This window comes from Rhizobium sp. NLR10b (assembly GCF_019685435.1).
Taxonomy (GTDB): domain Bacteria; phylum Pseudomonadota; class Alphaproteobacteria; order Rhizobiales; family Rhizobiaceae; genus Rhizobium.
Genome location: NZ_JABDWV010000008.1, coordinates 88833 through 113220 on the forward strand (window position 1 = coordinate 88833; position 24388 = coordinate 113220).

Below are 24388 nucleotides of genomic sequence, written 5' to 3' on the forward strand. Positions count from 1 at the left end.
GCTCGCCGGGCGATCGACGGCCGGAAATCTTGATCCTCGTGCTTCGGATTGCGCTGATAAAATAATCTACAGATTTGGTAGAAAAAGAACAACCAGTCTTTCTCGAAACTGATCCCCTCCCATAGGCTCCTGTTTGTAATCAGCCCGGCAACCAAACAGGACCGCTTCATGAACGACCGTTCTTCTCGCCCTCTTCTTTCCCGGCGTCGTCTGCTGACCGCCACCTCTGCACTGGCATTTGGCGCTCTGGTCGCAACAGCGAATGTAACCCCGGCATTGGCTGAGAACGGCGCGCATGATGGCGGGGATGTCGTCTTCCTGATCGACTCACTGGGCGACACCTGGATTCCCAACAACAGCGCGATCTCGAGCTTTCAGGGCCACATCTGGGGCCATGTCACCGACAAGCTTCTTTATGTCGATGCCGACGGCAAAGTCAGCCCGTGGATCGCCGAGCGCTGGGAGCAGAACGACAATGCGACGGAATTCACCCTGCATCTCAAGAGCGGCGTGACCTTCTCCGACGGCAGCCCACTCGATGCGGCAGCCGTCGTGGCAAATCTCGACATCTGGTATGCCGGACGCAAGAGCGAGGGCATCAATCCGATCGGCTTGTTCCCCAAGACCTATGATCATGCCGAAGCCGTCGATGCGACAACCGTGAAGGTCTTCTTCAAGAAGCCGACGCTCGGCTTCATTCCGACGCTCGGCTATCATGGCTCGATCCTTATCTCCCCGAAGACCATCGCCTCGCCAGCAAGCAGCCAGGCCGATCTCAGCAAGACCTCCGGCAGCGGCCCCTACGTCGTCGAGTCCTGGAAGGAAGGCGACTACGTCAAGCTTACCAAGCGCAAGGATTACAACTGGGGTCCTGCGGCGGTCGGCCAGACAGGTCCGGCCCATCTCGACAGGATCACCTACAAGCTCGTCTCGGAACCGTCGCTGCGCGTCGCAGCCGTCCAGTCCGGCCAGGCCGACGTAGCCTATAACGCATCGCCGCAGGAACTTGAGTCTCTCAAGTCGGAAGGCCTCACGGTAGCGACGCCGCGCTATCTCGGCTTCGTTAACGGCTGGGCGATCAACACCAAGCTTGCGCCCTATGACGATATAAAGGTTCGCCAGGCGCTTCAGGCCGGCATCAATCGCCAGGAGATCATCGACACGGTCTATACGCCCGACTGGAAGCTTGCGACGTCGTTCATTCAGAGCAACGTTCCGGGCGCGAGCGACCAGAGCGCGCTGCTTGCCTACAATCCTGAAAAGGCAGAGAAGCTTCTCGACGAGGCAGGCTGGAAGAAGGGAACGGGCGGCGTCCGCGTCAAGGATGGCAAGCCGCTGTCGTTGACGCTGAATTCCAACCCCTACCTCGCGACATCGAAATCGATCGATGAACTGATTGCGCAGCAGCTCGGCAAGATCGGCTGGAAGGTCGATATCCGTGCCTATGACGTCGTGACCTACGGCCAGAAGGTAAAGTACGGCGGCGCGGGCGTACCGGCATATGAGGTGACGCGCTCCTTCATCGACGCGGGCACCGTCGCCAGCATCCTGACGAATGCCAACAATGGCGAGAACTGGTTTGCGCTCGACGAGAGCGACAAGACCCTCAATGACCTGCGCGACAAGATCGCCGGCGCCGGCTCCATCGAAGCCCGCAAACCGCTGCTCGACGAATTGCAGAGATACGTGCTCGACCAGGGCTATTTCATTCCGCGAACCCAGATCGTCCAGCGCATCTACGTGCAGTCGCCGAAGCTCAGGGGAGAGATCTACAACGGCGTCGCCTATGCCAGCTACTACACCGCCACGAAAAGCGAATAGGCCAGCCGTTCAACAGACTAGAGAGGTGATGGGCATGAGCAAAGCCTATTTCGACTACGCTGGAAAGCGGCTCCTGCAGGCGATCGTCGTGATCCTGCTGTCTTATGTTTTCACCTTCGTCGTCGTCAGCATCCTGCCCGGCGATCCTGTCACCAACGTCCTGAACAACCCTCAGAACGGCTTCACACCGGACGAAATCAAGGAGATCATCGCTGCGCAGGGGCTGGATAAACCGATCCCCGTGCAGCTTTGGAACGCCTTTTCCGGCTTCGTGACCGGCGATCTCGGTCTGTCGATGCGAACCAACCGGCCGGTTGCGACGCTGATCGCTGAGGTTCTGCCGTCGACACTCGTGCTTGCCTCGGCGGGCCTCGCAGTTGCCCTGTTGCTGGCGGCAATCATCGCCTATGGCACGCAATTTCTGCCCCGACGGTTCGGCCAGGGACTGCTCCGCGGCTTCCCGTCGCTGTTCCTGTCGGTTCCGAACTTCGTTATCGGCCTGGTGCTGATCCATCTCTTCGGCTTTCAGCTCGGCGTCTTTCGCGTTATCGAGCCCGACAGTTTCTGGGCAACACTTTTCGCAGCGATTGCCCTCGGCATTCCGATCTCGGCACAGATCGCCGAAGTCCTGATTGCCAATCTCGACCACGAATCCGGCCAGGACTATGCCGCCGTCGCACGCGGACGAGGACTCGGCCAGATGCGTCTCTTCGTCATGCACCTGCTCAAGCCTTCGTCGCTCCCGGTCATCACGGTCGTCGCCTTGACGATCGGCGAGTTGCTCGGAGGCTCGCTGATCACCGAAACGGTGTTCGGGCGAAACGGGCTCGGCAGCCTGGTGCAACGATCGGTCAGCACGCAGGACCTGCCGGTTCTGCAAGCGGTCGTTTCGCTTGCCGCGGTAGTCTTCGTCGTCGTCAACCTGATCGCCGACCTCACCTACCCGCTCCTCGATCCGCGCGTCAAACTTCTCGGCGGGCAGGCGCGCCGCCCGACGACCGCCGATGACAGCTCTCTCCCCATCTCCAAGGCGGTGACCCCATGACACTTGCCTCTGTCTCCTCCACCCCGCGCGCGACGGCGATCGGCCGTCTGGCTCGCCTACGCGTGCCGCCTATGGTCATCTTGTCTTTGCTGGTGGTTGCTCTGGCGATCGGCTGGTCTTTGGCGCCTGGCCTCTTTACCCATTACGATCCGGTGAACGGCACTCCCGCCCAAAAGCTGCTCGGCCCAAGTGCGGCACATTGGTTCGGTACCGATCATCTCGGCCGCGACCTCTATGCACGCGTCGTCTATGGCACCGCCTCGTCGGTGGCGAGCGCGCTGATCGCGGTCGTCATCGGCGTCGTCGCTGGCGGGGTTGTCGGATTGCTGGCCGGCTTCTTCGGCGGCTGGGTGGACACGGCCTTTGCCCGTCTCGTCGACGTGTTGCTGGCCATCCCAAAGTTCCTGCTGGCGGTCATCGTCGTCACCGCAATCGGTTTCGACACGACCAATGCGGCAATTGCGACGGGCGTGTCCGCCGTCGCCTTGTTTGCCCGGGTGATGCGCTCCGAAGTCATCAAGACCCGGCAGGCGACATTCGTCGAATCGTCTTTCCTCCTCGGTGGCTCGCGCTGGCACATTCTATGGCGCCACGTACTTCCGAACGCATCGCGATCGGTGCTGCCCCTTGCCGTCCTGCAGTTTGGCGATTCCATTCTGGTGATCGCCAGCCTTGCCTTCCTTGGCTACGGCGATCCGCCGCCGGCTTCCGACTGGGGTCTGCTGATCTCGATCGGCAAGGATTACCTCAAATGGCCCTGGTTGGTTTATGCCCCGGCCCTCGTCACGATCGCAACCGTCCTCTCTGTAAACAGGATCAGCCGATGGCTCCGCAAGACAGACTGACCATGCTTTCAAACCGCCCATCGACCCCGCTGCTGCGGGCCGAAGGATTGTCGGTTGCCTACGGCACCCATAGGGTCGTCAGCAATGTCGGCTTCGAGCTTCAACGCGGCAAAGGTCTCGCGCTGATCGGCGAATCCGGATCGGGAAAGTCGACCATCGCCCGCGCCGTCCTACGACTGCTTCCCGCAGCGGGACAGGCCACGGGCCGCGTCGAATTCAAGGGCCAAGAGCTTCTGGGGCTTTCGGAGCGCCGCTTCCGCCCGTTCAGGGGACGCAGGATAGGCTTCGTCCCGCAGGACCCCGGCAACTCCCTGAACCCGGTCCGCACGATCGGCGCACAAGCAATGGAAGCCGTCGCGCTGCTGGGCCAACCGGACAAGGCGCTTCGCAAGGCACTCGTTCTTGAGACATTCGCGCAGGTCGGGCTCGACAATCCGCAGCGTGTCTTTGATTCCTATCCGCATCAGCTTTCCGGCGGCATGCTCCAGCGCGTGCTGATCGGGCTCGCCGTTCTGCCGCGGCCGTCGCTGCTGATCGCAGACGAGCCGACCTCCGCGCTCGATGTGACGATCCAGAAGCGTATTCTCGACCTGTTGTCAAAGTTGCAGGAGGAACTGCAGATCAGCCTTCTGCTGATCACCCATGACCTGGCGATCGCAGCCGAGCGCGCGGATTCCATCGTGGTCCTCAAGGACGGCATCGTCCAGGAGGCTGGCAGTACCGCTACGATATTCTCCGCGCCTTCCTCCTCCTACGCCAGAAAACTTCACGGCGACGTGCCGGCACTCAACCCAGACCGGTACCGGCCGTTGCGAGAGCCCGGTTTCCGGCATCTTGGCGCCCTGCGCGAAAAGACACCGAAGATCGAGGTCAGCGGCGTAACGAAGACCTTCACCGTCGACGGCAAGGTGCTGACCGCCGTCAACGACGTCTCGTTCGACGTTCAGGCGGGAACGACGCATGCGCTGGTCGGTGAGTCCGGATCAGGAAAGACAACGGCGATCCGGCTTCTGCTCGGGCTAGAGCAGCCCGACGCCGGGAAGATCGCGGTCGGCGGCGAACAGGTCAACGGTCGGTCACCCGAACAGCTGCGCTCTGTCTGGCGGCACCTGCAGCTCGTCTACCAGAACCCCTTCACATCGCTCGATCCGACCTGGAACGTCGAGAGGCTCGTGCGCGAGCCGCTGGACCGCTTCAGGATCGGGACCCATCAGGAGCGGGCGCTTGCGGTGCGCAAGGCATTTGCAGATGTCGGGCTGGGAGAGCATCTCCTGTCCCGCAAGCCCGCCGCCTTGTCTGGCGGTCAGCGCCAGCGCGTCGCCATTGCCCGCTCGCTTGTCCTGAAACCTGATGTGATCGTGCTTGACGAGCCTACCTCTGCGCTCGACGTCAGCGTTCAGGCCGATATTGTCGAGGTGCTGCTGTCGCTGCAGGTCAAGCTTGGCCTTACCTATATTTTCGTGTCGCATGATCTGGCGCTCGTGCGCCAGCTTGCCCACACGGTCTCCGTCATGCAGCGCGGACGCATCGTCGAGCATGGCACCGTCGGAGAGATCTTCGATACCCCCCGCCAGCCCTATACCCGTTCTCTGTTGGAATCGATCCCGTCAGGCGCCGCTGCGCGAACTCGGCCCCTGCAGCACAGGCAGATCTTCAACGAGGAAAAGATTGCATGACCGTCATCGCCCCCGCCCCGGCACCGTCCGCATCATTCCGTCCGAAGAAACGGCTTGGCTTCAACACGCGCGTCTCGTTCAACGACGAGACCGGCCCGGCTCACGGCTTGCGGGAAGGCATCGAGCTTTTCAAGGCAGCAGAACGTCTGGGCTACCAGTCGGGTTGGGCCTATCAACGCCATTTCGACCATTATCTGTCCTCACCGCTCCCCTTCTTTGCCGCAGCCGGCCAGCACACCAGGCATATCGTCCTCGGTTCGGCCGTCATTCCGATGCGCTATCAGGATCCCATCCTGCTGGCGGAAGCCGCAGGCACGACAGATCTCCTGATCGGCGGCCGGCTGGAACTGGCGATCTCGACCGGCTCCAACGCCGCCTTCGATGCCGTCTTCGGCACGGTCGATACCGACGCCCGGACGGAAGCGAAACGCCGTCAAGCCCGTTTTCTTTCCGCGATCGCAGGCGAAGTTCTGCACACCATCGCAGGACCCGGCCAGGGTGCCGCGGAGGGCAGCCAACTCAGAGTGACGCCGCATAGTCCGACCCTTCGCTCGCGCATCAGACAGGGCTCCGCCAGCTTAGGATCGGCGATACAAGCCGCCGAACTCGGCATCGGGCTGATCGCCGGAACCGTACAGCATGACCACGCCGAAGGTGAGAGCTTCGGAGATTATCAGGCGCGCTGCATCGAGGCTTTCCGCGCCACCTGGCGGAGGGAACGGACAAGCGAGCCGCCGTCTGTTGCTGTGGCAGCGTCGATCCTGGTCGGCACCACGCCGGACCTTCGCGAAAAATACGCCGCCTATGATCTCGAGCGTCGCACTCAAGGCATTGCAGCATCGCGGCCGAAGGGCGCGCTTGAGCCGAGCTCGCGGACCAACCAGCCGCCAGCAAGCCAGATATCACCGGTCTTCCACGGCACGCCGGACCAGGTCATCGAAGCGGTGCTCAGTGATCCCGGCCTTGCCGTGGCCGACGAAGTCGTCCTCTTTCTGCCGCCTGCCTTCGACCTTGCCGAGAACATCCGGCTGCTCAGCGATCTTACTGAAACCGTCGCTCCAAGCCTCGGTTGGTCGCCCCACTGGTAAGGCCGCCGCCCGGACAGATCTTCACGGGAGCGATTAGGGAATATTTTCTATAGTTTCGATGGAAATAGAAAGACCTGTCTTCCTTACTCCTTAGCTGCCGCCTAACTTTTGTCCAGCATTCGACAATCAGAGGAGCTCCCATGTCCGCGGAATTCATCAGCGTCAGCTTTCCCAACGCCTCGAACGATCTCGATCCCATCCCGGACGCTCCGGTCGATCCCAGCTATCTCGAGCGCTATGCACGCGCGCTCGATGACTACGGCTTCAACTATACGCTGATCCCCTACTCGTCCTCCTCCTTCGACCCATTCACCATTGGCGCCACCGTCCTTGCGCATACGAAGAACATCAAGATCATCGTCGCGCTCAGGCCCAATACCGTCTATCCGACAGTTGCGGCCAAATCGCTTGCCACACTTGACCAGTTGAGCGGCGGCCGGGTGGTCGTTCACTTCATTGCCGGCGGCAGCGATGACGAGCAGGCGCGCGAGGGCGACTTCCTCAACAAGGAGCAGCGCTACGAGCGGCAGGAGGAATATATCCGTATCCTGCGTCTTGCATGGAGCTCGACCGAGCCCTTCGATTTTGACGGCGAATATTACCAGTTCAAGCAGTTCCGCAGCGCCGTTCGTCCGACGAATGGAACCATCCCCATCTCGGTCGGCGGGTCATCGGACGCAGCCTACCGGATCGGCGGCTCGCTCGGCGATATCTTCGGACTATGGGGCGAACCGCTGGCGGAAACCAAGCAGCAGATCGAGCGGATCTACGCCGAGGCAGCAAAGGCCGGTAGGACCGACCGGCCCCGGATCTGGGTGACGTTCCGTCCGATCGTTGCAGAAACCGACGAACTGGCCTGGGAAAAGGCCCACCGGGTCCTCGACCGCCTCAAGGACAACCGGGAAAAGGGCCTTCATCGCGCGCCGCCCGCCGCCCCTCGTCCCGCCAATGTCGGATCGCAGCGGCTTCTCGACATTGCTGCGCGCGGCGACGTTCACGATCGCGCCCTGTGGTATCCGACGGTCACGGCGACCAATGCCTCCGGGGCGACTACCGCGCTCGTCGGATCGCCGCGCACCATTGCAGATTCGATCCTTGACTATATCGATCTCGGCGCCGACCTGATCTCTATACGCGGCTACGACAATTTCAACGATGCCGTCGATTACGGCCGGTACATACTGCCCTTGGTGCGCGAAGGCATACGCGAGCGGGAAGAGGCAAAGAAGAAGGCCGCCGCCTGATGAGTGCGCGCGTCACGGCTTTCGATTCAAGTCTGCTCAACGCGACGACGCGCGCGCTTGCGGACGCAGCTTCCCGAGGCGGACCGAACGGGGGATTTTCCCTGGATTGGTATCCGGGCGGTTCACCAAAGCGGCCTGCTCGAAAGCACTGTCGCGGCGAGATATGGCGGCTCTGGTGCAACGCTCCACGACGCGGCAACGATCCTTGCGGCTCTCGGCCGTGGCGATCCATCGGTGGCGCTGATCAGCGCCATGACGATCTTCAACCACCTCGGCCAGGCAACCAAGAGCCATTGGCCCGAGGACCTTTACAAGCGCCTGCTGACCCAGTCCAAACAGTATCCGCTGCTGCTCAATGCTGCACGTGTCGAACCGGAACTGGGCTCGCCCGCCCGTGGTGGCCTGCCGGCGACGGTCGCCCGCCGGACGGCGTCCGGCTGGTCGATCACCGGCCGGAAGCGCTTCGTCACCGGCGCACACGGTCTGACCCATTTCCTGGTCTGGGCGCACACGGATGAGCCAGCCGCCCGGGTGGGAACATTCGTCGTGCCGAACAAGCTTCCGGGCATTCGCGTCATCGAAAACTGGAACAGCCTTGGCATGAGAGCCTCGGGCTCCCACGATGTGGAATACACCGACGTGGAAATCCCGCTGGAAAATGTCATCGATCTGGTCGATCCATCGGTTGCACAGCAGGACAACCGCGCCCATGCAGCAATCACGCTGGCGCTGACTGCGCTCTATCTCGGGGTGGCCGAAGCGGCACAGGAGGCATTCATACGCTTTGCTGAGGACCGTGTTCCGACCAACCTCGGCCATCCGATTGCCCGCACCGAGCGCTTCGTGACGCTTTCTGGCGAGATCGACCTTCACGTTTCCGGCGCCCGGCAGCTAATTTTCGATGCCCTGAAGGACAAGCAAGCCGAGGCCGAAAAGCACATCCGGGCCCGGTTGCTTGCCGGCCGGCAGCTGCGCGACGCGGTGCAGATCGCCGTGCGCGGCATCGGCAATCCCGGCCTCGGGAACGAACTGGGGCTTGAGCGGCATTTCCGGGACATTCAGTCGGTGCTCGTCCATGCCCCGCAGGAGGACACTTCCATCTCCATTCTCGGGCGCGCCGCCTTCGAACGTTGGAAAAGCGAAAGGGACGCGCCATTGGAACCTCCGATCGATTTCACGGTATTGAAGACGGCCTGATCATGACACGCTACATCATCATTGGTGCCGGTGCAGTCGGCGCGAGCCTCGCGGCCGAGTTCGAGACGCATGGCGTGCCCTACGTGCTCATCGGGCGTGGCACCCAGATCGCCCATATCGGCGCTCATGGTCTGTCCTATCGGCGGCCGGGCGGACATCGTGTGCTCAAGCTCAACACCGCCGACATGGCTTCGCCGCCAGCGCTTCGCGCGGGCGATATTCTGGTCCTTGCGGTCAAGGCGCAGGATGTCGAATCGGCCACGGAATTCTGGGCTTGGCGGCAGGTCGAGGGTGGAGGCTTTGCATCGGAACTGCCACTCGTGACGTTACAAAACGGTCTCGCTGCGGAAGACATCGCACTGCGGCGCTTCGATCGTGTCTATGCGGCGAGTATCCGCATTCCGGCTCGCTACACCGTCACCGGGGAGGTCGTCGTCGGAGGCGAGCCGAATGTCGGCATCGTCGCCCTCGGCCGCTACCCCGAGGGGCTCGACGACACGGCCTTGTCGATCGTCGCCGATCTTGCAAAGGCCGGCTATCTCGCCGAAGCGCGCCCCGATATCCGGCGATGGAAGGCGGCCAAGCTCGAGCACAACGTCACCAATGCCGTCGAGCTTTTCGCGGGTCCGCCCGAAGTCCGCTCAAAGGCCGCAGCCAGCCTTGCGCAAGAGGCACGTACCGTCCTCCTGGCTGCCGGATACGATCCCGCAGCGCCCTCGGATTGGAAGATCGACATCTCAACCTGGCGGGTTGCGCCGGAGAGTGGCATCAAGCCGGGTCAACAATCCACCTGGCAAAGTTTCACCCGCGGCACTTCTAGCGAAGTCGATTATCTGAACGGTGAAATCGTCCGTCTCGGACGAATTCACGGCGTTGCAGCACCTCTCAACGCCGCCTTCCAACAGGCTGCGGCGAAGCTTGCGATCGAGGGCCGTCCCCCAGGCACACGAGATATTAGTGAATTTTATCGCGTTACTGCCGATGGCGCGGCGCTTAGCGTGCCTTCGGAAGGCAAGCCGACCGAACGGAATAACATGGGAACGCCTAGGGTCGTTGCGATATCGGGCAGCTTCAGCCGGCCTTCGAAAACCACGGCGCTCGTACAGCATATCGCCGGACGCGCAAGCGATCGCTACGGCTTTGATAGCGTGACTTACGACATGGTCGATGTCGGACCATCGCTCGGTAGCGCTCTCTGGCGCAAACAGCTCGACGGAAAGGCTCAGCATGTCATTCAAGAGATTGTCGAAGCCGACATTCTGATCATCGGCGCACCGACCTACAAGGGCTCCTACTCGGGTCTCTTCAAGCATTTGATCGATCTCATCGATCCTCATGAGCTACGGTCGAAGCCGATCCTCATCACGGCCACCGGCGGCGGCGATCGCCACGCGCTGATGGTGGAGCACCAGCTTCGCCCGTTGTTCGGGTTCTTCATGGCCCACACGCTGCCAACCGCGGTCTATGCGTCCGATCGTGACTTTGTCGATTACACCGTTTCATCAGATCAGATCCTCAAACGCATTGATGAGGCAGTCGGAGAGATTGGTGCCTTCTTTCCGATCAATGGTGCCAATCGTGCCGCTGCTGAATGACACGCCAGAGCGCAAAGCGCTTAGGAAACAAAGTTTCGGTCATTTGTCGCCAGCCAGCTTCTAGGCTCATTTATTTGCCCAGGTACTCGTTTTCAAAGGATTCTTATCTCAAGGCGCGCTTGAAAACGAAATGCAAGCATGTTGATAGAATTAGTCGAGATTAATACCCTCGACCGATCTCACGCGTCTCTTTCCGGGGAATGCGTGGAGAGTCGTGTGAATGCATGGCTTTTCGTAACCGCAACGCCCGACACAGGAGCACACATGCTGCCGCGTTATTTTCTTAAAAGCCGCCGCCATGACAAATGGCGTAATCCGTTATTCGCCGTTGGGGCGTCCCTTGGCCTCATCGCCATGCTAGCGCCTGGGCAAGCTGCGGCCGAAGGAAAGATCCGCATCGCGCAGCAGTTCGGCATCTCTTACCTGACGCTCGACGTTATTCGCGATCAGAAGCTCATCGAGAAGCATGGCAAGGAAGCTGGCCTCGATATAGCGGTCGAATGGGCAACAGTGTCCGGCGCGACGGCAATGAACGAGGCGCTTCTTTCCGACAATCTCGATATCGCCGCAGCCGGCGTACCGCCGGCGCTCACCACCTGGGACCGAACCAAAGGGCGCCAGGACGTCAAACTCGTCGCGGCACTTGGCGCGCAGCCCAACTACCTGCTGACGACCAATCCAAATATCCATACTCTCAAGGACTTTGGACCAAATGACCGGATCGCAGTGCCTGCTGCCGGTGTGGGGTTTCAGTCACGCACGCTGCAGATTGAAGCGGCCAAGGTCTTCGGGAAGGACAATTTTCAAAAGCTCGACGATATCACTATCAGCCTTCCGCATCCTGATGCGACCGCGGCATTGATTTCAGGCGGAACGGAAGTGAACTCGCACTTCTCCTCGGCACCGTTTTATTATCAGGCACTGCAGGGCAACAAGGCCGTTCACAAGGTTATCAGTTCCTATGATATTCTCGGTGGCCCGGCGACGTTCAACGTCCTTTACGCGACGACCGCTTTCCACGACAAGAACCCCAAGACCTACGCTGCATTCTATGCAGCACTGCGGGATGCCGCGGATTGGATCAGCACGCACAAGGCAGAGGCAGCCGACACCTTCATCCGTGAGCAGAAATCGAAGCTCCCGCCCAAACTGGTCCTCGATATCATCAACGATCCGGAAAACGACTTTTCGATCGTGCCCAAAAACACCTTCATATATGCCTTGGAGCTCTACAAGATCGGCGTATTGAAGAACGAGGCCAGTTCCTGGAAGGACTACTTCTTCCCGGAAGCGCAGGGCGACAACGGCAGCTGACATTCATCGGATTAACCTGATCCTGCAATAGCGCGGCCCGAAAGGCCGCGCAGAACATTTGCGAGATAGAATGGACTGCACATCAACCGCATCCGTGAGCGCCATAGAGCGCTCAGCACAAACGCCGCTTCTTTCGGTCGAGAGCGTTACACTGGAATATGCTGCGCCCGGACGGATCGTGCGGGCGACCCAGAATGTGAGCTTCGACGTTTGGGAAGCAGATCGCTTCATCCTGCTCGGCGCCTCCGGCTGCGGCAAATCCACCCTGCTAAAGGCGGTCGGCGGCTTCATTGCGCCAAGTGAAGGAAAAATCCTGCTGGACGGTCGTCCGGTCACCGCGCCGGGCCCGGACCGCGTGGTGGTCTTTCAGGAATTCGACCAGTTGCCGCCGTGGAAGACCGTTCGCGAGAACGTGGCGTTTCCTGTTCGGGTCTCCGGCCGCCTCGGCCGCAAGGAAGCTCTCGAACGTGCCGACCATTATCTGGAAAAGGTCGGACTATCCCGTTTTGCCGAGGCCTATCCGAATGCCCTGTCAGGAGGCATGAAGCAGCGGGTTGCGATCGCGCGGGCTCTTGCAATGGAACCGCGTGTCCTCCTGATGGATGAGCCCTTCGCCGCGCTTGATGCGCTGACCCGCCGCAAGATGCAGGAGGAACTACTGACCCTATGGGAAGAAGTACGCTTTACCCTGCTGTTCGTGACTCATTCCATCGAAGAGGCGTTGGTCGTCGGCAATCGCATTGCGCTGCTGTCCCCGCATCCGGGTCGCATGCGCGCCGAGATCAATAGCCATGAATGGGACCTGCAGAGTGGCGGAAGTCTCGAGTTCCAGGCAGCCGCGACCCGGATACACCGCCTTCTGTTCGACGACGCGCCCATTGCAAGGGAAAGCGATCATGCGTGACACTGCTACCGCTGGCCCCGGTACACGGCCGACGCCGCCGATCCGACCTGAATACGAGTTGATGCCTGAGCCAATCGCCGGAAGCTCCACCGAACGGAGCGTGTCGCTTCCGCGCCGACTCTGGCAGCAGGCATGGCTGCGAAAAGGACTTATCCTGATCTTTCTCGCCATTTTATGGGAAATCGTCGCAAGAATTCAGGGAAATGACCTTCTCCTGCCTTCGTTCACTCAGACACTTCAAGCCTTCGTCGACGATATCGCCAATGGGGTTTTGCCTGGTCGGGCAGCGAACTCCATCGATATTCTGTTGAAAGGTTATGTCGCGGGGGCCGTTTTGGCATTCGCCCTGACGTCGCTCGCCGTATCCAGCCAACTCGGTCGCGATTTCCTGTCGACCTTGACCTCCATGCTCAATCCTTTGCCTCCGATCGCGCTCCTGCCGCTCGGGCTTCTGTGGTTTGGGCTCGGACAGGGAAGTCTGATTTTCGTGTTGATCCATTCGGTGCTCTGGCCGCTTGCTCTCAATATGTATACTGGCTTCACCAGCGTGCCGGAGACCTTGCGCATGACGGGCCGCAATTATGGCCTGCGCGGATTGCGCTATGTCTTCCTTATTCTTGTGCCAGCAGCCCTGCCGTCGATCATCGCGGGCCTTAAGATCGGCTGGGCCTTTGCGTGGCGGACATTGATTGCCGCGGAACTTGTCTTCGGCGCGTCCTCCGGCCGTGGCGGGCTCGGTTGGTACATCTTCCAGAACCGCAACGAGCTCTACACCGACCGGGTGTTCGCCGGCCTGATGACCGTCATCCTGCTTGGCCTTCTCGTCGAGAATGTCCTGTTCCGGCAGTTGGAACGGCACACGATCCTGAAATGGGGCATGACGCGATAGCATGGCTGGCCGAAGATGATGACACAGAAGAAGTACGTGGTCGGCATCACCGATCACATGATTGGCAGTCCCGACCTGGAAGCCGAGGTGCTCGGCCAGGATGTGGAGATCGATTTTCTCGCGACCACGAACGAGACGCTCTTTGATGTTGATCGCCTGGCAAGGCTCGACGCGTTGATGGTGTGGGGCGCGCGACTGACCTCGCGTAGCATTGCGCATCTTAAGCGTTGCCGGGTTGTCGTGCGCTATGGCGTCGGCTACGAGAAGATAGATCTTGCGGCATTGGCAAATGCCGGCATCCCCTTTGCCAACAATCCCGATTACGGCACCGAAGAAGTTGCCGATCACGCGATCGCAATGATCCTCTCGCTCCATCGCCGCCTCTGGGAACATGATGCCCGCGCTCGCGGCTATGCGTCCGGTTGGCAGGTTCATAGCCTCAAACCGCTTTCCCGTTCGAACCACGCAACCATCGGCGTCATCGGCGTCGGCCGGATCGGTACGGCGGTCGTCAACCGACTGAAGCCGTTCGGCTTCCGCATCCTCGGCTACGATCCAGGTCAGCCGCCTGGCCATGAAAAGGCTGTAGGCTATGAGCGCGTGGAACGCCTCCCAGACATTCTCGCTCAGTCGGACATCGTCACGCTTCATTGCCCTGCCACCGCAGAGACCCGCGGCATGCTGGACGCTGACGGTCTCGCGCGGCTGAAACCGGGGGCGATCCTCGTCAACACCGCTCGCGGAGAATTGCTCGGGGATCTCGATGCCCTCGAAAAAGCGTTGCGCAGCGGCCATCTTGCTGCAGCGGCGATCGACACACTGGCCCAGGAACCGCCCGGCCAACATCCTCTCTTGTCTGCATGGCGAAACCGCGATGATTGGCTTGCCGGACGGCTTGTCATCACGCCCCACAACGCCTTCTATTCCGACCATGCGGCTGTCGAAATGCGCACCAATGCAGCGCGGACGGTCAGAATCCTGCTCGAGGAGGGCCGGTTGCGAAATCGCGTCACGGCCTAACCACACGACCTTTCACGATCCAGTCAGAACAATCTAGGCTATCCCCTATGACCAATAGCTCCGAATTCCTGTGGTACATTCCAAACGACGTCAAGGCAGGCCACAGGGGCGACGCCGCAACCGAAAATCATAACAGCCTTGAAACACTGACCGGCCAGGCCAGAGCACTCGAGGAGCATGGCTGGAAGGGGGCGCTCATCGGGACGGGCTGGGGTCGCCCTGACACCTTTACGATCGCAGCAGCGCTTGCCGCACGCACCACGACCTTCGAGCCCTTGATCGCTGTGCGCCCGGGCTACTGGCGCCCGGCGAACTTCGCTTCCGCTGCAGCGACGCTCGACCAGCTTACCGGGGGGCGTGTTCGGGTCAACGTCGTCTCCGGACAGGACGACCTTGGCGCCTATGGCGACGACGAAGGAGATCAGGCGCAGCGCTACGTGCGTACGAAAGAGTTCATGCGGCTGATCCGCCTGTTGTGGACGGAAGAGGATGTCACATTCAACGGCCAGCATTTTCATGTGACCGGTTCCACCGTTGCACCGCGGCTCGATGTGCGTGGCGATCGCCGCCACCCCAAAATCTATTTCGGCGGCGCCTCCGAGGCCGCCGAACGGGTGTCTGCGACCGAAGCCGACGTCCAACTGTTCTGGGGCGAGCCGCTCGATGGTGTACGTGAGCGGATCGAGCGTTTGAAGACCCTCAGCAAAGGCTTGGACCGTGACCTCGCGCCCTTGGAGTTTGGGCTGAGGATAACAACCTTGGTCCGCGACACCAGGGAGCAGGCCTGGTCGGACGCGGAGGCAAGAGTTGCTGCGATGGCCGAAGGCAGAAGTGGTAACTGGAGCGATCATAAAGCTGGCGCGGTGGGTCAGCAGCGGTTGCTTGACCTGCACAAGCGCGGCGATGTGCTGGACGACAATCTTTACACCGCGCCGGGCAAGTTCGGCGGCGGCGGTGCTGGGACGACATGGCTCGTCGGTTCGGCAGAGGACGTGGCAGGCTCCCTGGGCAAATATCAGGATCTTGGTATTAGCCACTTTATCCTATCCGACACCCCATATCTGCAGGAGATAAAGCGTCAAGGTGATCGGTTGCTGCCGCTCCTGCGATAGCATCAGCGCGCGGCGGTTTTTGACGGACGGTGCCCTCCAGCGAATTAGCGATCCGTGCGGGGGCGAGGGGCTTTCCTGTTTGGCCCCAGGCAGTCAGTTTTGGAAAGCTTCGGCCAATGAGTGCTTTGTAGGACTCGACAAAACTCAACCCGCCGGCGCCAGGAACTGCCGAAAGGCAGGCATACACGTAGACGCTGCCAGAATAACCGTTCGGGAAGACCGTCAGGTTAGTGTTCAGATCGCGGGCAGTCAGGTAAAAGTCATCCCCCTTGCTGCCGATGAAAGCGCGGAAAACTCGCGGGCTTTCAACGTAGACATGGGAATTCTCCTGGGTGAGATCCTATGGGAGCGACCCGGCGCCGAACGCGCCGGGTCGCTGTGTTAGGCTGTCTTCAGGGCCGGAACCGCGCGACGGTCGAGAGCGCCGCTCAACACGGTCAGCAACAGAGCGATGACAACCAGGATGGCACCAACCCAAGGGGTCGCACCGAGGCCAAGCGGCGATTCAACCACCAGGCCGCCCAGCCATGCGCCGATCGCGATGCCTAGGTTGAAGGCGGCAATATTGAGAGCCGATGCGACGTCCACGGCACCCGGACGGTGTTCTTTGGCCAGTTTGACGACATAGAGCTGGAGGCCGGGCACGTTGCCGAACTGAAGGAACCCGAGCGCAGCCAGGGTGACGATCGCCAGAACCGGCGAGGCCGCGGTAAAGGTCAAGATGACAAGTACAATGGCCTGCAAGATGAACAGACCGATCAATGCCTTGACCGGGTTAAGGTTGGCGATCCTGCCGCCGGCAATGTTGCCGATTGCGATTGCGATGCCGTAGAGAACCAGAATAAGGCTGACGCTCTCCTCGGAGAAGCCGGTGATTTCCTGCAGGATTGGCGCCAGGAAGGTGAAGGCGACGAAGGTTCCGCCGTAGCCAAGCGCTGTCATTGCGAAGACGATGAGCAGACGACCGGAGCCAAGAACGCGAAGCTGATCGAGCAGGCTTGCCGGCGGCGCCTTCTTGAGCGTGTGCGGCAACAGGGCGGCAATGGCGAGGAAGGCGATGACGCCGAGTGCGGCAACGGCCCAGAAAGTCGCGCGCCAACCGAGGATCTGGCCAATATAGGTGCCGAGTGGCACGCCCGTGATGATGGCAACTGTCAGGCCCATGAACATCATGGCAATGGCCGAAGCGCGGCGGTTCTCCGGCACGAGATCGGCGGCAATGGTCGAGCCGACCGAGAAGAACACGCCATGGGCGAAGGCGGCGATCACCCGGGCCACAAGCAGCAGATCGTAGCCCGGCGACGACGCCGCGATTGTATTGCCAACGATGAATAAGGCCATTAGGCCGAGCAGCAACGGCTTTCTTTCGATTTTGGCAGTGAGCGCCGTCAGGATCGGCGCGCCAAAGGTGACGCCGAGCGCATAGACGCTGACGATAAGCCCGGCAAGCGGCAGGGTAATGTCGAGGTCTGTGGCAACGGTCGGCAAAAGACCGACAATCACGAATTCTGTGGTACCGATCGCATAGGCCGCGATCGTCAAGGCTAAGATTGCTAAAGGCATAATAAATTCCTTTCCGCTCGCCGTTGAGGTGGCGGCTGCAAAGACAGCAGCGCTGTCAGACGAAGTTGTTGACCGCAATATGATTGCACGGGACTTTTGTGATAATTGGCAATATTGAGGAAACAGATGTGAATCGAATTCACAGGACAACACGATGGATAATCGCACTGGTGAAATGGAAGTATTTGTAAATGCGGCGGAATTGCAGAGTTTTTCGGCGGCCGGACGGCGCCTGAAACTTTCGCCATCGGCGGTGAGCAAGCTTGTCACCAGGATTGAGGACCGGCTCGGGACCCGACTGCTCGTCCGCTCAACCCGCACGATGACGCTCACGCCGGAAGGCGAAATTTATCTGGAGAGAGCCCGGCGAATCCTGGGCGACATTGCGGAGACTGAACGGATCATCGCGTCTGGCAGAAAAGTCGCGCCGCGAGGGATTCTCAGGGTCAATGCCTCCGTTGGCTTTGGCGAACGCTATCTCCTCCCGCTCGTCCCGAAGTTCCTCAAACTCTATCCCGAAGTGCAACTCGACATATCACTTACGGACGGCGTCATTGGCTTGATCGAAGAGCGGACCGACATTGCGATCCGCTCCGGCCCCATGGAAGATTCGTCACTGAAAGCCCGGAAACTCCTTGAAAGCCGGCGCGTCATTGTTGCATCTCAGGCCTATCTGGATGCCCATGGCATACCAAAGACACCGGCCGATCTCGCTGGCCACAATTGCCTGACTTTCAATTTCCGCCGAACGCTCAACGAGTGGCCCTTTCGAGCGCCGGGATCGACCGAGATGTATCGGTTGCCCGTATCCGGCAACAGCGCGGTCAACAGCGGAATGGCCATACGCAGGTTGTGCCTTGCCGGCGTTGGTTTGGCTCGGATCGGCCAATTTCATGTAGAGCCAGAGATCGACTCTGGATTACTCATCCCCGTGCTGGAAGAATACAATCCTGAAGACATCGAATTGATCCACGCAGTATTCGCCGGGTACGAGCACCTCGCAGCCCGCATTCGCGCTTTCATAGATTTCCTTGCGGAAAATGTCGGCAAAGATCGTTCGCCGGAACAGGTCATCTGAAACTCTAGAAAGGTAAGGTGCAAATACATGGTCCACCCTAAAATACGGTATCAAGCCTGACCGCTTTGCTCAGCTGCCGAGTGGCGACGTCCGCCGGTCTGTTCTCGCGCATCTCGGCCGACCCAATCTCAGGCCTGTGCCGAAGCAAGTCGATTGTGCATTCTCGAGCGGCCGATAATCCCACCGACGCCCATCCGTCGCTTGCCCTAAACCCTGACGATACGCTTGCCGGGATTTGGACCCCTTTCCGGCGTGGGCGTCTTTCTGTTGATTGGCGCCGCCTCTGCTGCCCTATTTCAAGCGAGGGGAAGACAACGACCGGTAGTCGGATGTCTGTCACGGTACGGGCGATCCTCTCGAGTGTCCGACCTACTGCACGTCAGCGGCTTGACTCGCGGCTTTCGGCCGAGGTTGCGGGCATTCCTATCACCGCAGATTTCAAGGGCGCTCGTCAACGTGGACATAGACTCGGGGGAGTTGGTCGGAACCTTGGCGATGTCCTCAATGGCCGCGTTCCTTGTGGTAAAACCCGTCAATGTAGTACGAAGTCAAGCCGATCAAATCGCTGGCCGCTGGCGGTGGAAGGACTTGAGCGGCCCTGCCGCTTTAAAGTGGGTGATCCCTCACGGCAGGGTGGGTGCCCTGGCTAACAGAACGGACACATAGGCCCTCGTGGATCAAGCAAAATCGCCCGAATGTGCGAAGCGCCAAAGGCGGGCATCGGACAGGCAGCCGGTTGACGCTCGCCGCTTCCGACCCCATCTGCTCCGGTATGCCCAACACGAAGACGAAAAATAAGAGCGATGATCCCGAGCTGATCAGGGAGTGGTCACTCCCCGTGGAGGCGACGCTCGGATCGGCTGTCAGGGTGAAGGGAATCCTGCAGGAGATCCGGTCCCGCCTGCCCCCGGCGGTCAGAAAGTCGCTGGATGTGCAGTCGGGCGAGCTTACCCTCGTCATGCCGGAGACTTCGAAGACGGCGTTTCGCGCGACCTCGTCGATTGTGACCGAAGCCCTCCAGAACATTTCAGACCTTCGGATCATCCCTCGCGAGATCGAGGACATCCTAACGATCACGGCCTCTGAAAGGATGCGTTGGCTGGAGGATGGGCGTCTTCCGAGCGCTGGAACGAGAACCGTCCGGCTGCAAGGCCGAGCGCGACGGATCACCTTCCACGTATTTGATCCACGGGTTGTAGAGGATCTGCTCGACCGCGGGGCCGTGGACGAATGGCGCGAGCAAGACGCGGTGGTGAAAGCGGAAAACCGGCGACGCGCCGCCTATCAGGCGAAGCTGACGCGTTCACTGAAAAAACAAGAAAAAGTCAAACAAGCTGATGCGAACGATGACGACCCCGCGACCGGGCTGAGCGGTTGGGACGAGTTCGGGAACGAAGGCCTGCTGCGGTAGGATTGGCGGCGTTCGCATCGCAAAATGATCGCAGGAGTTACCTAGCTCGCCAGAGGATCTGGAGACGGCGGCCGTAGCCGCCACCCCTTTTTTCCGTGTCAAGCCGCCGCCGGTCGGTTGATTGTCAGGAAGTGCCGGACGACGGGTTTCTCAGGACCGGCATGGTAAGCCAGAACCTTCCCCTGCAGATCGGCGTCGGCGTTCGAGACCCGCTTGTGCTGGCGAAGATGTTCAGCCCAGGATTCCACCATGAACCACTCGACGATCTTCTCAGGGTCCGCCGAGTCCTCAGTGACACCCCATCCGTAGGCACCGTCGCGGCGACGTTCCCTGGAAAGATGGTCAAGAGCGTGCAGGAAGGCTGTGCGGTGCTGCTTCTCGACCTTGTATTCGATCAGGATGAGAACTGGGCCACGATCATGGGCAACTGGCTCGGCAACGAGCGGCTCGGGCCAGTGGTTGGACGGCACAAGGTCGGCATCGCCTGCGGGAAGCTTCACGCGGTGCATGATGAACCCGGCGATGAGCAGGCCGGCCGCTCCAATGAGCAAGGTGGACTGGATGCCGACAGCTTCGCCGACTGCACCCCAGCCGAGACTTCCGGCAGTCATCGCACCGTTGAAGACGGTCAGATAGACGGCAAGACCACGACCACGCACCCAGTTCGGGAGAACGGCCTGCGCTGCCCCGTTGAGTGTAGTCAGGGCAGTGATCCATGCTCCCCCGAGGAAAAGAAGGACCACGATGGCAATGATCTTCGGCGGCGCAAGCGACAGGACTCCCATGACGGCTGCTGTGACAAGCGCGGCGCCGAGAAGCAGTCCGTCCGAGCTCAAGCGTTCACGCAGCTTCGGCATCACCAAGGCTCCCCCGATCGCACCAGCACCTACCGCACCAAGCAGGATGCCATAGAAGCTTGCATCACCACCGAGGAGTTGTCGGGCAACGAGCGGAAGAAGAGCCCAGACCGCGCTGGCGAAGGCAAAGAAGATCGCGGCCCGCAGAAGCACGACGTGCAGTGGCTCGCTCGACCGGGTGTAGCGAAGTCCGGCCCGGAACGCACCGAAGAAGTTCTCCTGAAGCGCATCGTTGGAGTTCTTTGTCCGCGGCCACCAGACAAGAGCTGCGATCACGACGATATAGCTGGCCACGTCCGCGCCATAGGTGATCCCGGCTCCGAAGGCTGCGAGAAGCAGGCCACCCGCGGCAGGTCCGATGGAGCGGGCGATGTTGATGCCGAGCGAGTTGAGCGCCACCGCGCTCTTCACGTCCTCGCGCTTCACCAGTTCCGGCACAATTGCTTGCCATGTCGGTCCCATCAATGCCGCGCCAATGCCGCCGAAAAAGGTCAGGCCAATCAGCGCGCTGACCGAAAGCATGCCTGTCTGCGAGAGAACCATCAGCGCGATGCTGACAGAGGCGAGTAGCACCTGAATGGCGATCAGGAACTTGCGGCGATCGAGGATGTCGGTGAGAACGCCTGCGGGGATGCCAAGCAGGAAAATCGGCAGGGTTCCGGCAGCCTGGACCATGGCGACCGCGGCCGGCGATGCGGACAGATCCGTCATCAACCAGGAGCTTGCGACATCGCGCATGAAGCTTCCGGTGTTACCAATAACGGTGGCGATCCAGAGGACGGCGAACACGGGCTGTGCGAGGGGCGCGAAGGTTCCCCCGGATGATTTTGCGGCGCTCATTTGCCTGCTCCCTTGGCGAGGTCGAATGCTGTAACGAAGACGAATGCGCCTGCGAGGCCGAGGTGCTCGAAGAAGGCATTGGTGGCCATCATGCGGTCCATCCCAGGCGCCATCTCCCAGAAGCGAAGGGCGATGAAGGTTGCAAGTAGGGTGAAGCCTGAAAGCGCAAGCGCGCCCGCCCAGCGCAGGAAACCCGAGATCACCATCGCGGAGGCCGTCAGCTCGAATACGATCACGGCGATCGCGAAGAACGCGGCGGGATGCAGACCGAAATGATCCATCTCAGCCAGTGCACCGTTGAAGTCGAAGATCTTGGTGAGCGGACCCTGGATGTAGGCTGCGCAAAGAGCCAGCAGCGACGCCGTCCGCACCACAGGCGATTCGACGACGCCTGCCACGCGGCTCCGGATTGGATTGGATGATTGAGATTGGTAGGTCATGTCGGCTCCTGTATGTCCGCCGCGAGCGGCTGTGTTGCTTGGAGCGATATTGGCCGGTTATCGAATTGCCAACAATTGCAGCAATAGTTTCGACTTAATTGCAAAAATAGCAATTATAGAGCGGCTCTCGGGTGGCAGTTGGCCACCCGAGCTGAATGTTCGTCAGACCGCCCAGCAGGAGCAGCCGAGAGCGCCGAAGAAGCCCTTGAGGTCGGCAATCGGGAGCTTGGATGTCCAGGCTCCGGCATGGTCGTGGCCGTGCACGCCGCAATTGCTCGCACATCCACATGTAGAGATAGCAGTGCGGCGCAGCGAACGAGCGCCTGCCCCTTCCGGTTCACCCCAAGCCGCGTAACCGCCGAACTTGCGGACAGGCGACCAGTCGGGCATCGCGGGCGGGATGTCGTTCTCGTCAAGCGCCTTGAAGTCACCCGCGCCATACACGATCTTGCCGCCGACCATTGTCAGTTCCGAAACAAGGAAGGAGATCTCGTCCTCGGCGCAGGAGAAGAAGTCCTTGTCCGACACCACGAGATCGGCGAACTGACCCTTCTCGATTCGGCCCTTCTTGCCTTCCTCGTTGGAGAACCATGTGACCTTTTCGGTCCACATCCTGAGCGCCGTCTCGCGGTCGAGGCAATTGGCACGCGGATAGAGCTGCATGCCGCCGAGCGTCTTGCCAGTCACCATCCACGACAGCGAAACCCACGGATTATAGGAGGCGACGCGGGTGGCATCGGTCCCGGCCGAGACGTTCACGCCCTTGTCGAGCATCTTCCTGATCGGCGGTGTCGCTTCCGCCACGCCGTGCCCATAGCGCTCAACGAAGTATTCGCCCTGATATGCCATACGATGTTGTGTGGCGATACCACCGCCGAGCGCGGCGATACGGTCGATCGAGCGATCCGAGATGGTTTCGGCATGGTCGAAGAACCAGTTTAGTCCCTCGAGTGGAATGTCCTTGTTGACCTTCTCGAACACGTCAAGGGCACGGGAGATCGTCTCGTCATAGGTGGCGTGCAGACGCCACGGCCAGCGATTTTCGGCCAGGACGCGGACGACCTCTTCCAGCTCTCCTTCCATTTCCGGAGCCATCTCCGGACGGGGCTGGCGGAAATCCTCGAAGTCGGCGGCCGAGAACACAAGCATCTCGCCCGCACCATTGTGCCGGAAGTAGTCGTTACCCTGCTTGTATTTGACCGACTGGGTCCAGTTCAGGAAGTCCTGCTTCTCTTCCTTCGGCTTCTGGGTGAAGAGATTGTAGGCCAGCCGCACCGTCATCTGGTTCTCGTCGGACAGCTTCTGGATGACCTCATAGTCGTCAGGATAGTTCTGGAAACCACCACCCGCGTCGATCACACCTGTCACGCCAAGTCGGTTCAACTCGCGCATGAAGTGGCGGGTAGAGTTGACCTGGTAGTCCAGCGGAAGCTTGGGCCCCTTGGCAAGCGTCGAATAGAGAATGCCTGCATTCGGCTTGGCCAGCAGCATACCGGTCGGATTGCCGTTGGCATCGCGGGTGATCTCGCCTCCGGGCGGGTTCGGGGTGTCACGGGTGTAGCCGACAGCGCGGAGAGCCGCACCGTTGAGCAGCGCACGATCATAGAGGTGCAGAAGGAACACGGGTGTGTCAGGCGCGACAGCGTTGATCTCGTCGAGAGTGGGCAGCCGCTTTTCGGCGAACTGATGTTCCGTGAACCCGCCGACGACGCGAACCCACTGCGGCGCGGGCGTGATCGCCACCTGGCGCTTCAGCATGTCCATCGCGTCGGCGAGCGAGCGCACGCCGTCCCAGCGCAGTTCCATGTTGTAGTTCAGGCCACCGCGAACAACATGGGTATGGTTGTCGATAAGGCCGGGGAGAACGCGCTTGCCCTTGAGGTCGATGATCTTAGTGCTGGAACCAGCGCGCGCCATGATCTCACTATCGGATCCGACTTCGAGGAACAGCCCATCCTTAATGGCGATTGCCGTCGCATTCGGATTGGTCCGGTCAAGGGTCGTCACGCGGCCATTGTGGAGGATCAGGTCGGGATGCATGGTATCTACTCCGGTCTGTCTGGGATCGGCAGCTTTCGCTGGTGAGAAGAGGTTCGAGAAGGCCAAGCTCGATGCACCTCCGAGAAAGGATCGACGCGTGGTCATCAGCCCCGCTCCTCTACAGTCGCCTTTGCCTGATGGGCAATGTTGATACGGTCCCCGCCCCTCGGAAGGTGACCGAAGATGTGCGGCTTGATCTGATGAATCCATGAGATCGCCGCCGGCTCGTTTCTCCAAAGCGTCTTCGCGAACGGAATAATTTGTTCGCCGACAAGGATTCCGAGAAGGCCGACCAGGGCAATGACAGGCGGTGCTGGTGATCGGACGTTGAGAAGGCTGTAGACGGTCCCGACGAGCAGGCCAGCGCCAAGCGACATGAGATAGATTTTCATGAGATGTTCTCCAATCA

The 24388-nt window shown here is 60.6% G+C and carries 19 protein-coding genes and 2 pseudogenes; 16 read left to right on the forward strand and 5 right to left on the reverse strand.

Annotated elements, in window-relative coordinates; genetic code table 11:
- The first annotated feature begins 168 nt into the window (after positions 1 to 168).
- The 14 genes and pseudogenes from HJB91_RS15050 (at position 169) to HJB91_RS15115 (ending at position 15750) form a co-directional block, all read left to right on the forward strand.
- On the forward strand, positions 169 to 1821 hold the full coding sequence (locus tag HJB91_RS15050; RefSeq protein ID WP_221155203.1) for an ABC transporter substrate-binding protein: 1653 nt from the start codon (positions 169 to 171) through the stop codon (positions 1819 to 1821).
- A gap of 34 nt (positions 1822 to 1855) precedes the next feature.
- The gene (locus tag HJB91_RS15055; RefSeq protein ID WP_221155204.1) at positions 1856 to 2866 is read left to right on the forward strand and encodes an ABC transporter permease; all 1011 of its coding nucleotides are present in this window, start codon (positions 1856 to 1858) and stop codon (positions 2864 to 2866) included.
- The gene (locus HJB91_RS15060; RefSeq protein WP_221155205.1) at positions 2863 to 3711 is read left to right on the forward strand and encodes an ABC transporter permease; all 849 of its coding nucleotides are present in this window, start codon (positions 2863 to 2865) and stop codon (positions 3709 to 3711) included. Before HJB91_RS15055 ends, HJB91_RS15060 begins: the two co-directional genes overlap by 4 nt.
- Positions 3690 to 5387: an ABC transporter ATP-binding protein gene (locus HJB91_RS15065; protein WP_221155208.1), complete on the forward strand. Its 1698-nt coding sequence runs from the start codon at positions 3690 to 3692 to the stop codon at positions 5385 to 5387. The genes HJB91_RS15060 and HJB91_RS15065 overlap by 22 nt, the downstream gene beginning before the upstream one ends.
- Complete coding sequence (locus HJB91_RS15070; RefSeq protein WP_221155209.1) at positions 5384 to 6475, forward strand: LLM class flavin-dependent oxidoreductase; 1092 nt, start codon at positions 5384 to 5386, stop codon at positions 6473 to 6475. Before HJB91_RS15065 ends, HJB91_RS15070 begins: the two co-directional genes overlap by 4 nt.
- 140 nt (positions 6476 to 6615) lie before the next feature.
- Positions 6616 to 7719, forward strand: a complete 1104-nt coding sequence (locus tag HJB91_RS15075; protein WP_221155211.1) for an LLM class flavin-dependent oxidoreductase — start codon at positions 6616 to 6618, stop codon at positions 7717 to 7719.
- Positions 7719 to 8916, forward strand: a pseudogene (locus HJB91_RS15080) (acyl-CoA dehydrogenase family protein). Before HJB91_RS15075 ends, HJB91_RS15080 begins: the two are co-directional and overlap by 1 nt.
- 2 nt (positions 8917 to 8918) lie before the next feature.
- Positions 8919 to 9908: pseudogene (locus HJB91_RS15085) on the forward strand (ketopantoate reductase family protein); the annotation flags it as partial.
- A 42-nt stretch (positions 9909 to 9950) separates the two neighbouring features.
- Positions 9951 to 10511 (forward strand): FMN reductase, encoded by a 561-nt coding sequence (gene msuE, locus HJB91_RS15090; RefSeq protein ID WP_221155359.1) that lies wholly within the window; start codon positions 9951 to 9953, stop codon positions 10509 to 10511.
- Positions 10512 to 10649: 138 nt separating this feature from the next.
- Complete coding sequence (locus HJB91_RS15095; protein ID WP_259669891.1) at positions 10650 to 11825, forward strand: ABC transporter substrate-binding protein; 1176 nt, start codon at positions 10650 to 10652, stop codon at positions 11823 to 11825.
- A gap of 70 nt (positions 11826 to 11895) precedes the next feature.
- Positions 11896 to 12729, forward strand: coding sequence for an ABC transporter ATP-binding protein (locus HJB91_RS15100; RefSeq protein WP_221155213.1), 834 nt, complete (start codon positions 11896 to 11898; stop codon positions 12727 to 12729).
- The gene (locus HJB91_RS15105; RefSeq protein WP_221155214.1) at positions 12722 to 13618 is read left to right on the forward strand and encodes an ABC transporter permease; all 897 of its coding nucleotides are present in this window, start codon (positions 12722 to 12724) and stop codon (positions 13616 to 13618) included. Before HJB91_RS15100 ends, HJB91_RS15105 begins: the two co-directional genes overlap by 8 nt.
- An 18-nt stretch (positions 13619 to 13636) precedes the next feature.
- Positions 13637 to 14638, forward strand: coding sequence for a C-terminal binding protein (locus tag HJB91_RS15110; RefSeq protein ID WP_259672819.1), 1002 nt, complete (start codon positions 13637 to 13639; stop codon positions 14636 to 14638).
- A gap of 47 nt (positions 14639 to 14685) precedes the next feature.
- Entirely contained in the window at positions 14686 to 15750 is a 1065-nt protein-coding gene (locus HJB91_RS15115; RefSeq protein ID WP_221155218.1) for an LLM class flavin-dependent oxidoreductase, read from the forward strand.
- 381 nt (positions 15751 to 16131) lie between these two features.
- Here the strand turns inward: HJB91_RS15115 and HJB91_RS15120 are convergent, their stop codons facing one another.
- A complete protein-coding gene (locus HJB91_RS15120; protein ID WP_221155219.1) occupies positions 16132 to 17313 on the reverse strand; it encodes an MFS transporter in 1182 nt (393 codons plus the stop codon).
- A gap of 154 nt (positions 17314 to 17467) precedes the next feature.
- Here HJB91_RS15120 and HJB91_RS15125 point away from each other — a divergent pair, with 154 nt between their 5' ends.
- Both HJB91_RS15125 and HJB91_RS15130 read left to right on the forward strand, forming a co-directional pair.
- Positions 17468 to 18391 (forward strand): LysR family transcriptional regulator, encoded by a 924-nt coding sequence (locus HJB91_RS15125; RefSeq protein ID WP_221139236.1) that lies wholly within the window; start codon positions 17468 to 17470, stop codon positions 18389 to 18391.
- 772 nt (positions 18392 to 19163) lie between these two features.
- Complete coding sequence (locus HJB91_RS15130; RefSeq protein ID WP_183705635.1) at positions 19164 to 19802, forward strand: hypothetical protein; 639 nt, start codon at positions 19164 to 19166, stop codon at positions 19800 to 19802.
- Between the two features lie 98 nt (positions 19803 to 19900).
- Here HJB91_RS15130 and HJB91_RS15135 read toward each other — a convergent pair whose 3' ends face one another.
- The 4 genes from HJB91_RS15135 to HJB91_RS15150 form a co-directional block, all read right to left on the reverse strand.
- Complete coding sequence (locus HJB91_RS15135) at positions 19901 to 21499, reverse strand: MFS transporter (protein ID WP_183705586.1); 1599 nt, start codon at positions 21497 to 21499, stop codon at positions 19901 to 19903.
- Positions 21496 to 21939 carry a DoxX family protein gene (locus HJB91_RS15140; protein ID WP_183705585.1) on the reverse strand — a complete coding sequence of 148 codons (444 nt, stop codon included), beginning with the start codon at positions 21937 to 21939 and terminating at the stop codon, positions 21496 to 21498. Before HJB91_RS15140 ends, HJB91_RS15135 begins: the two co-directional genes overlap by 4 nt.
- A gap of 162 nt (positions 21940 to 22101) precedes the next feature.
- Positions 22102 to 24084 (reverse strand): amidohydrolase, encoded by a 1983-nt coding sequence (locus HJB91_RS15145; RefSeq protein WP_221155220.1) that lies wholly within the window; start codon positions 24082 to 24084, stop codon positions 22102 to 22104.
- A complete protein-coding gene (locus HJB91_RS15150; RefSeq protein WP_221155221.1) occupies positions 24084 to 24371 on the reverse strand; it encodes a XapX domain-containing protein in 288 nt (95 codons plus the stop codon). The genes HJB91_RS15145 and HJB91_RS15150 overlap by 1 nt, the downstream gene beginning before the upstream one ends.
- Between the last annotated feature and the right edge of the window lie 17 nt (positions 24372 to 24388).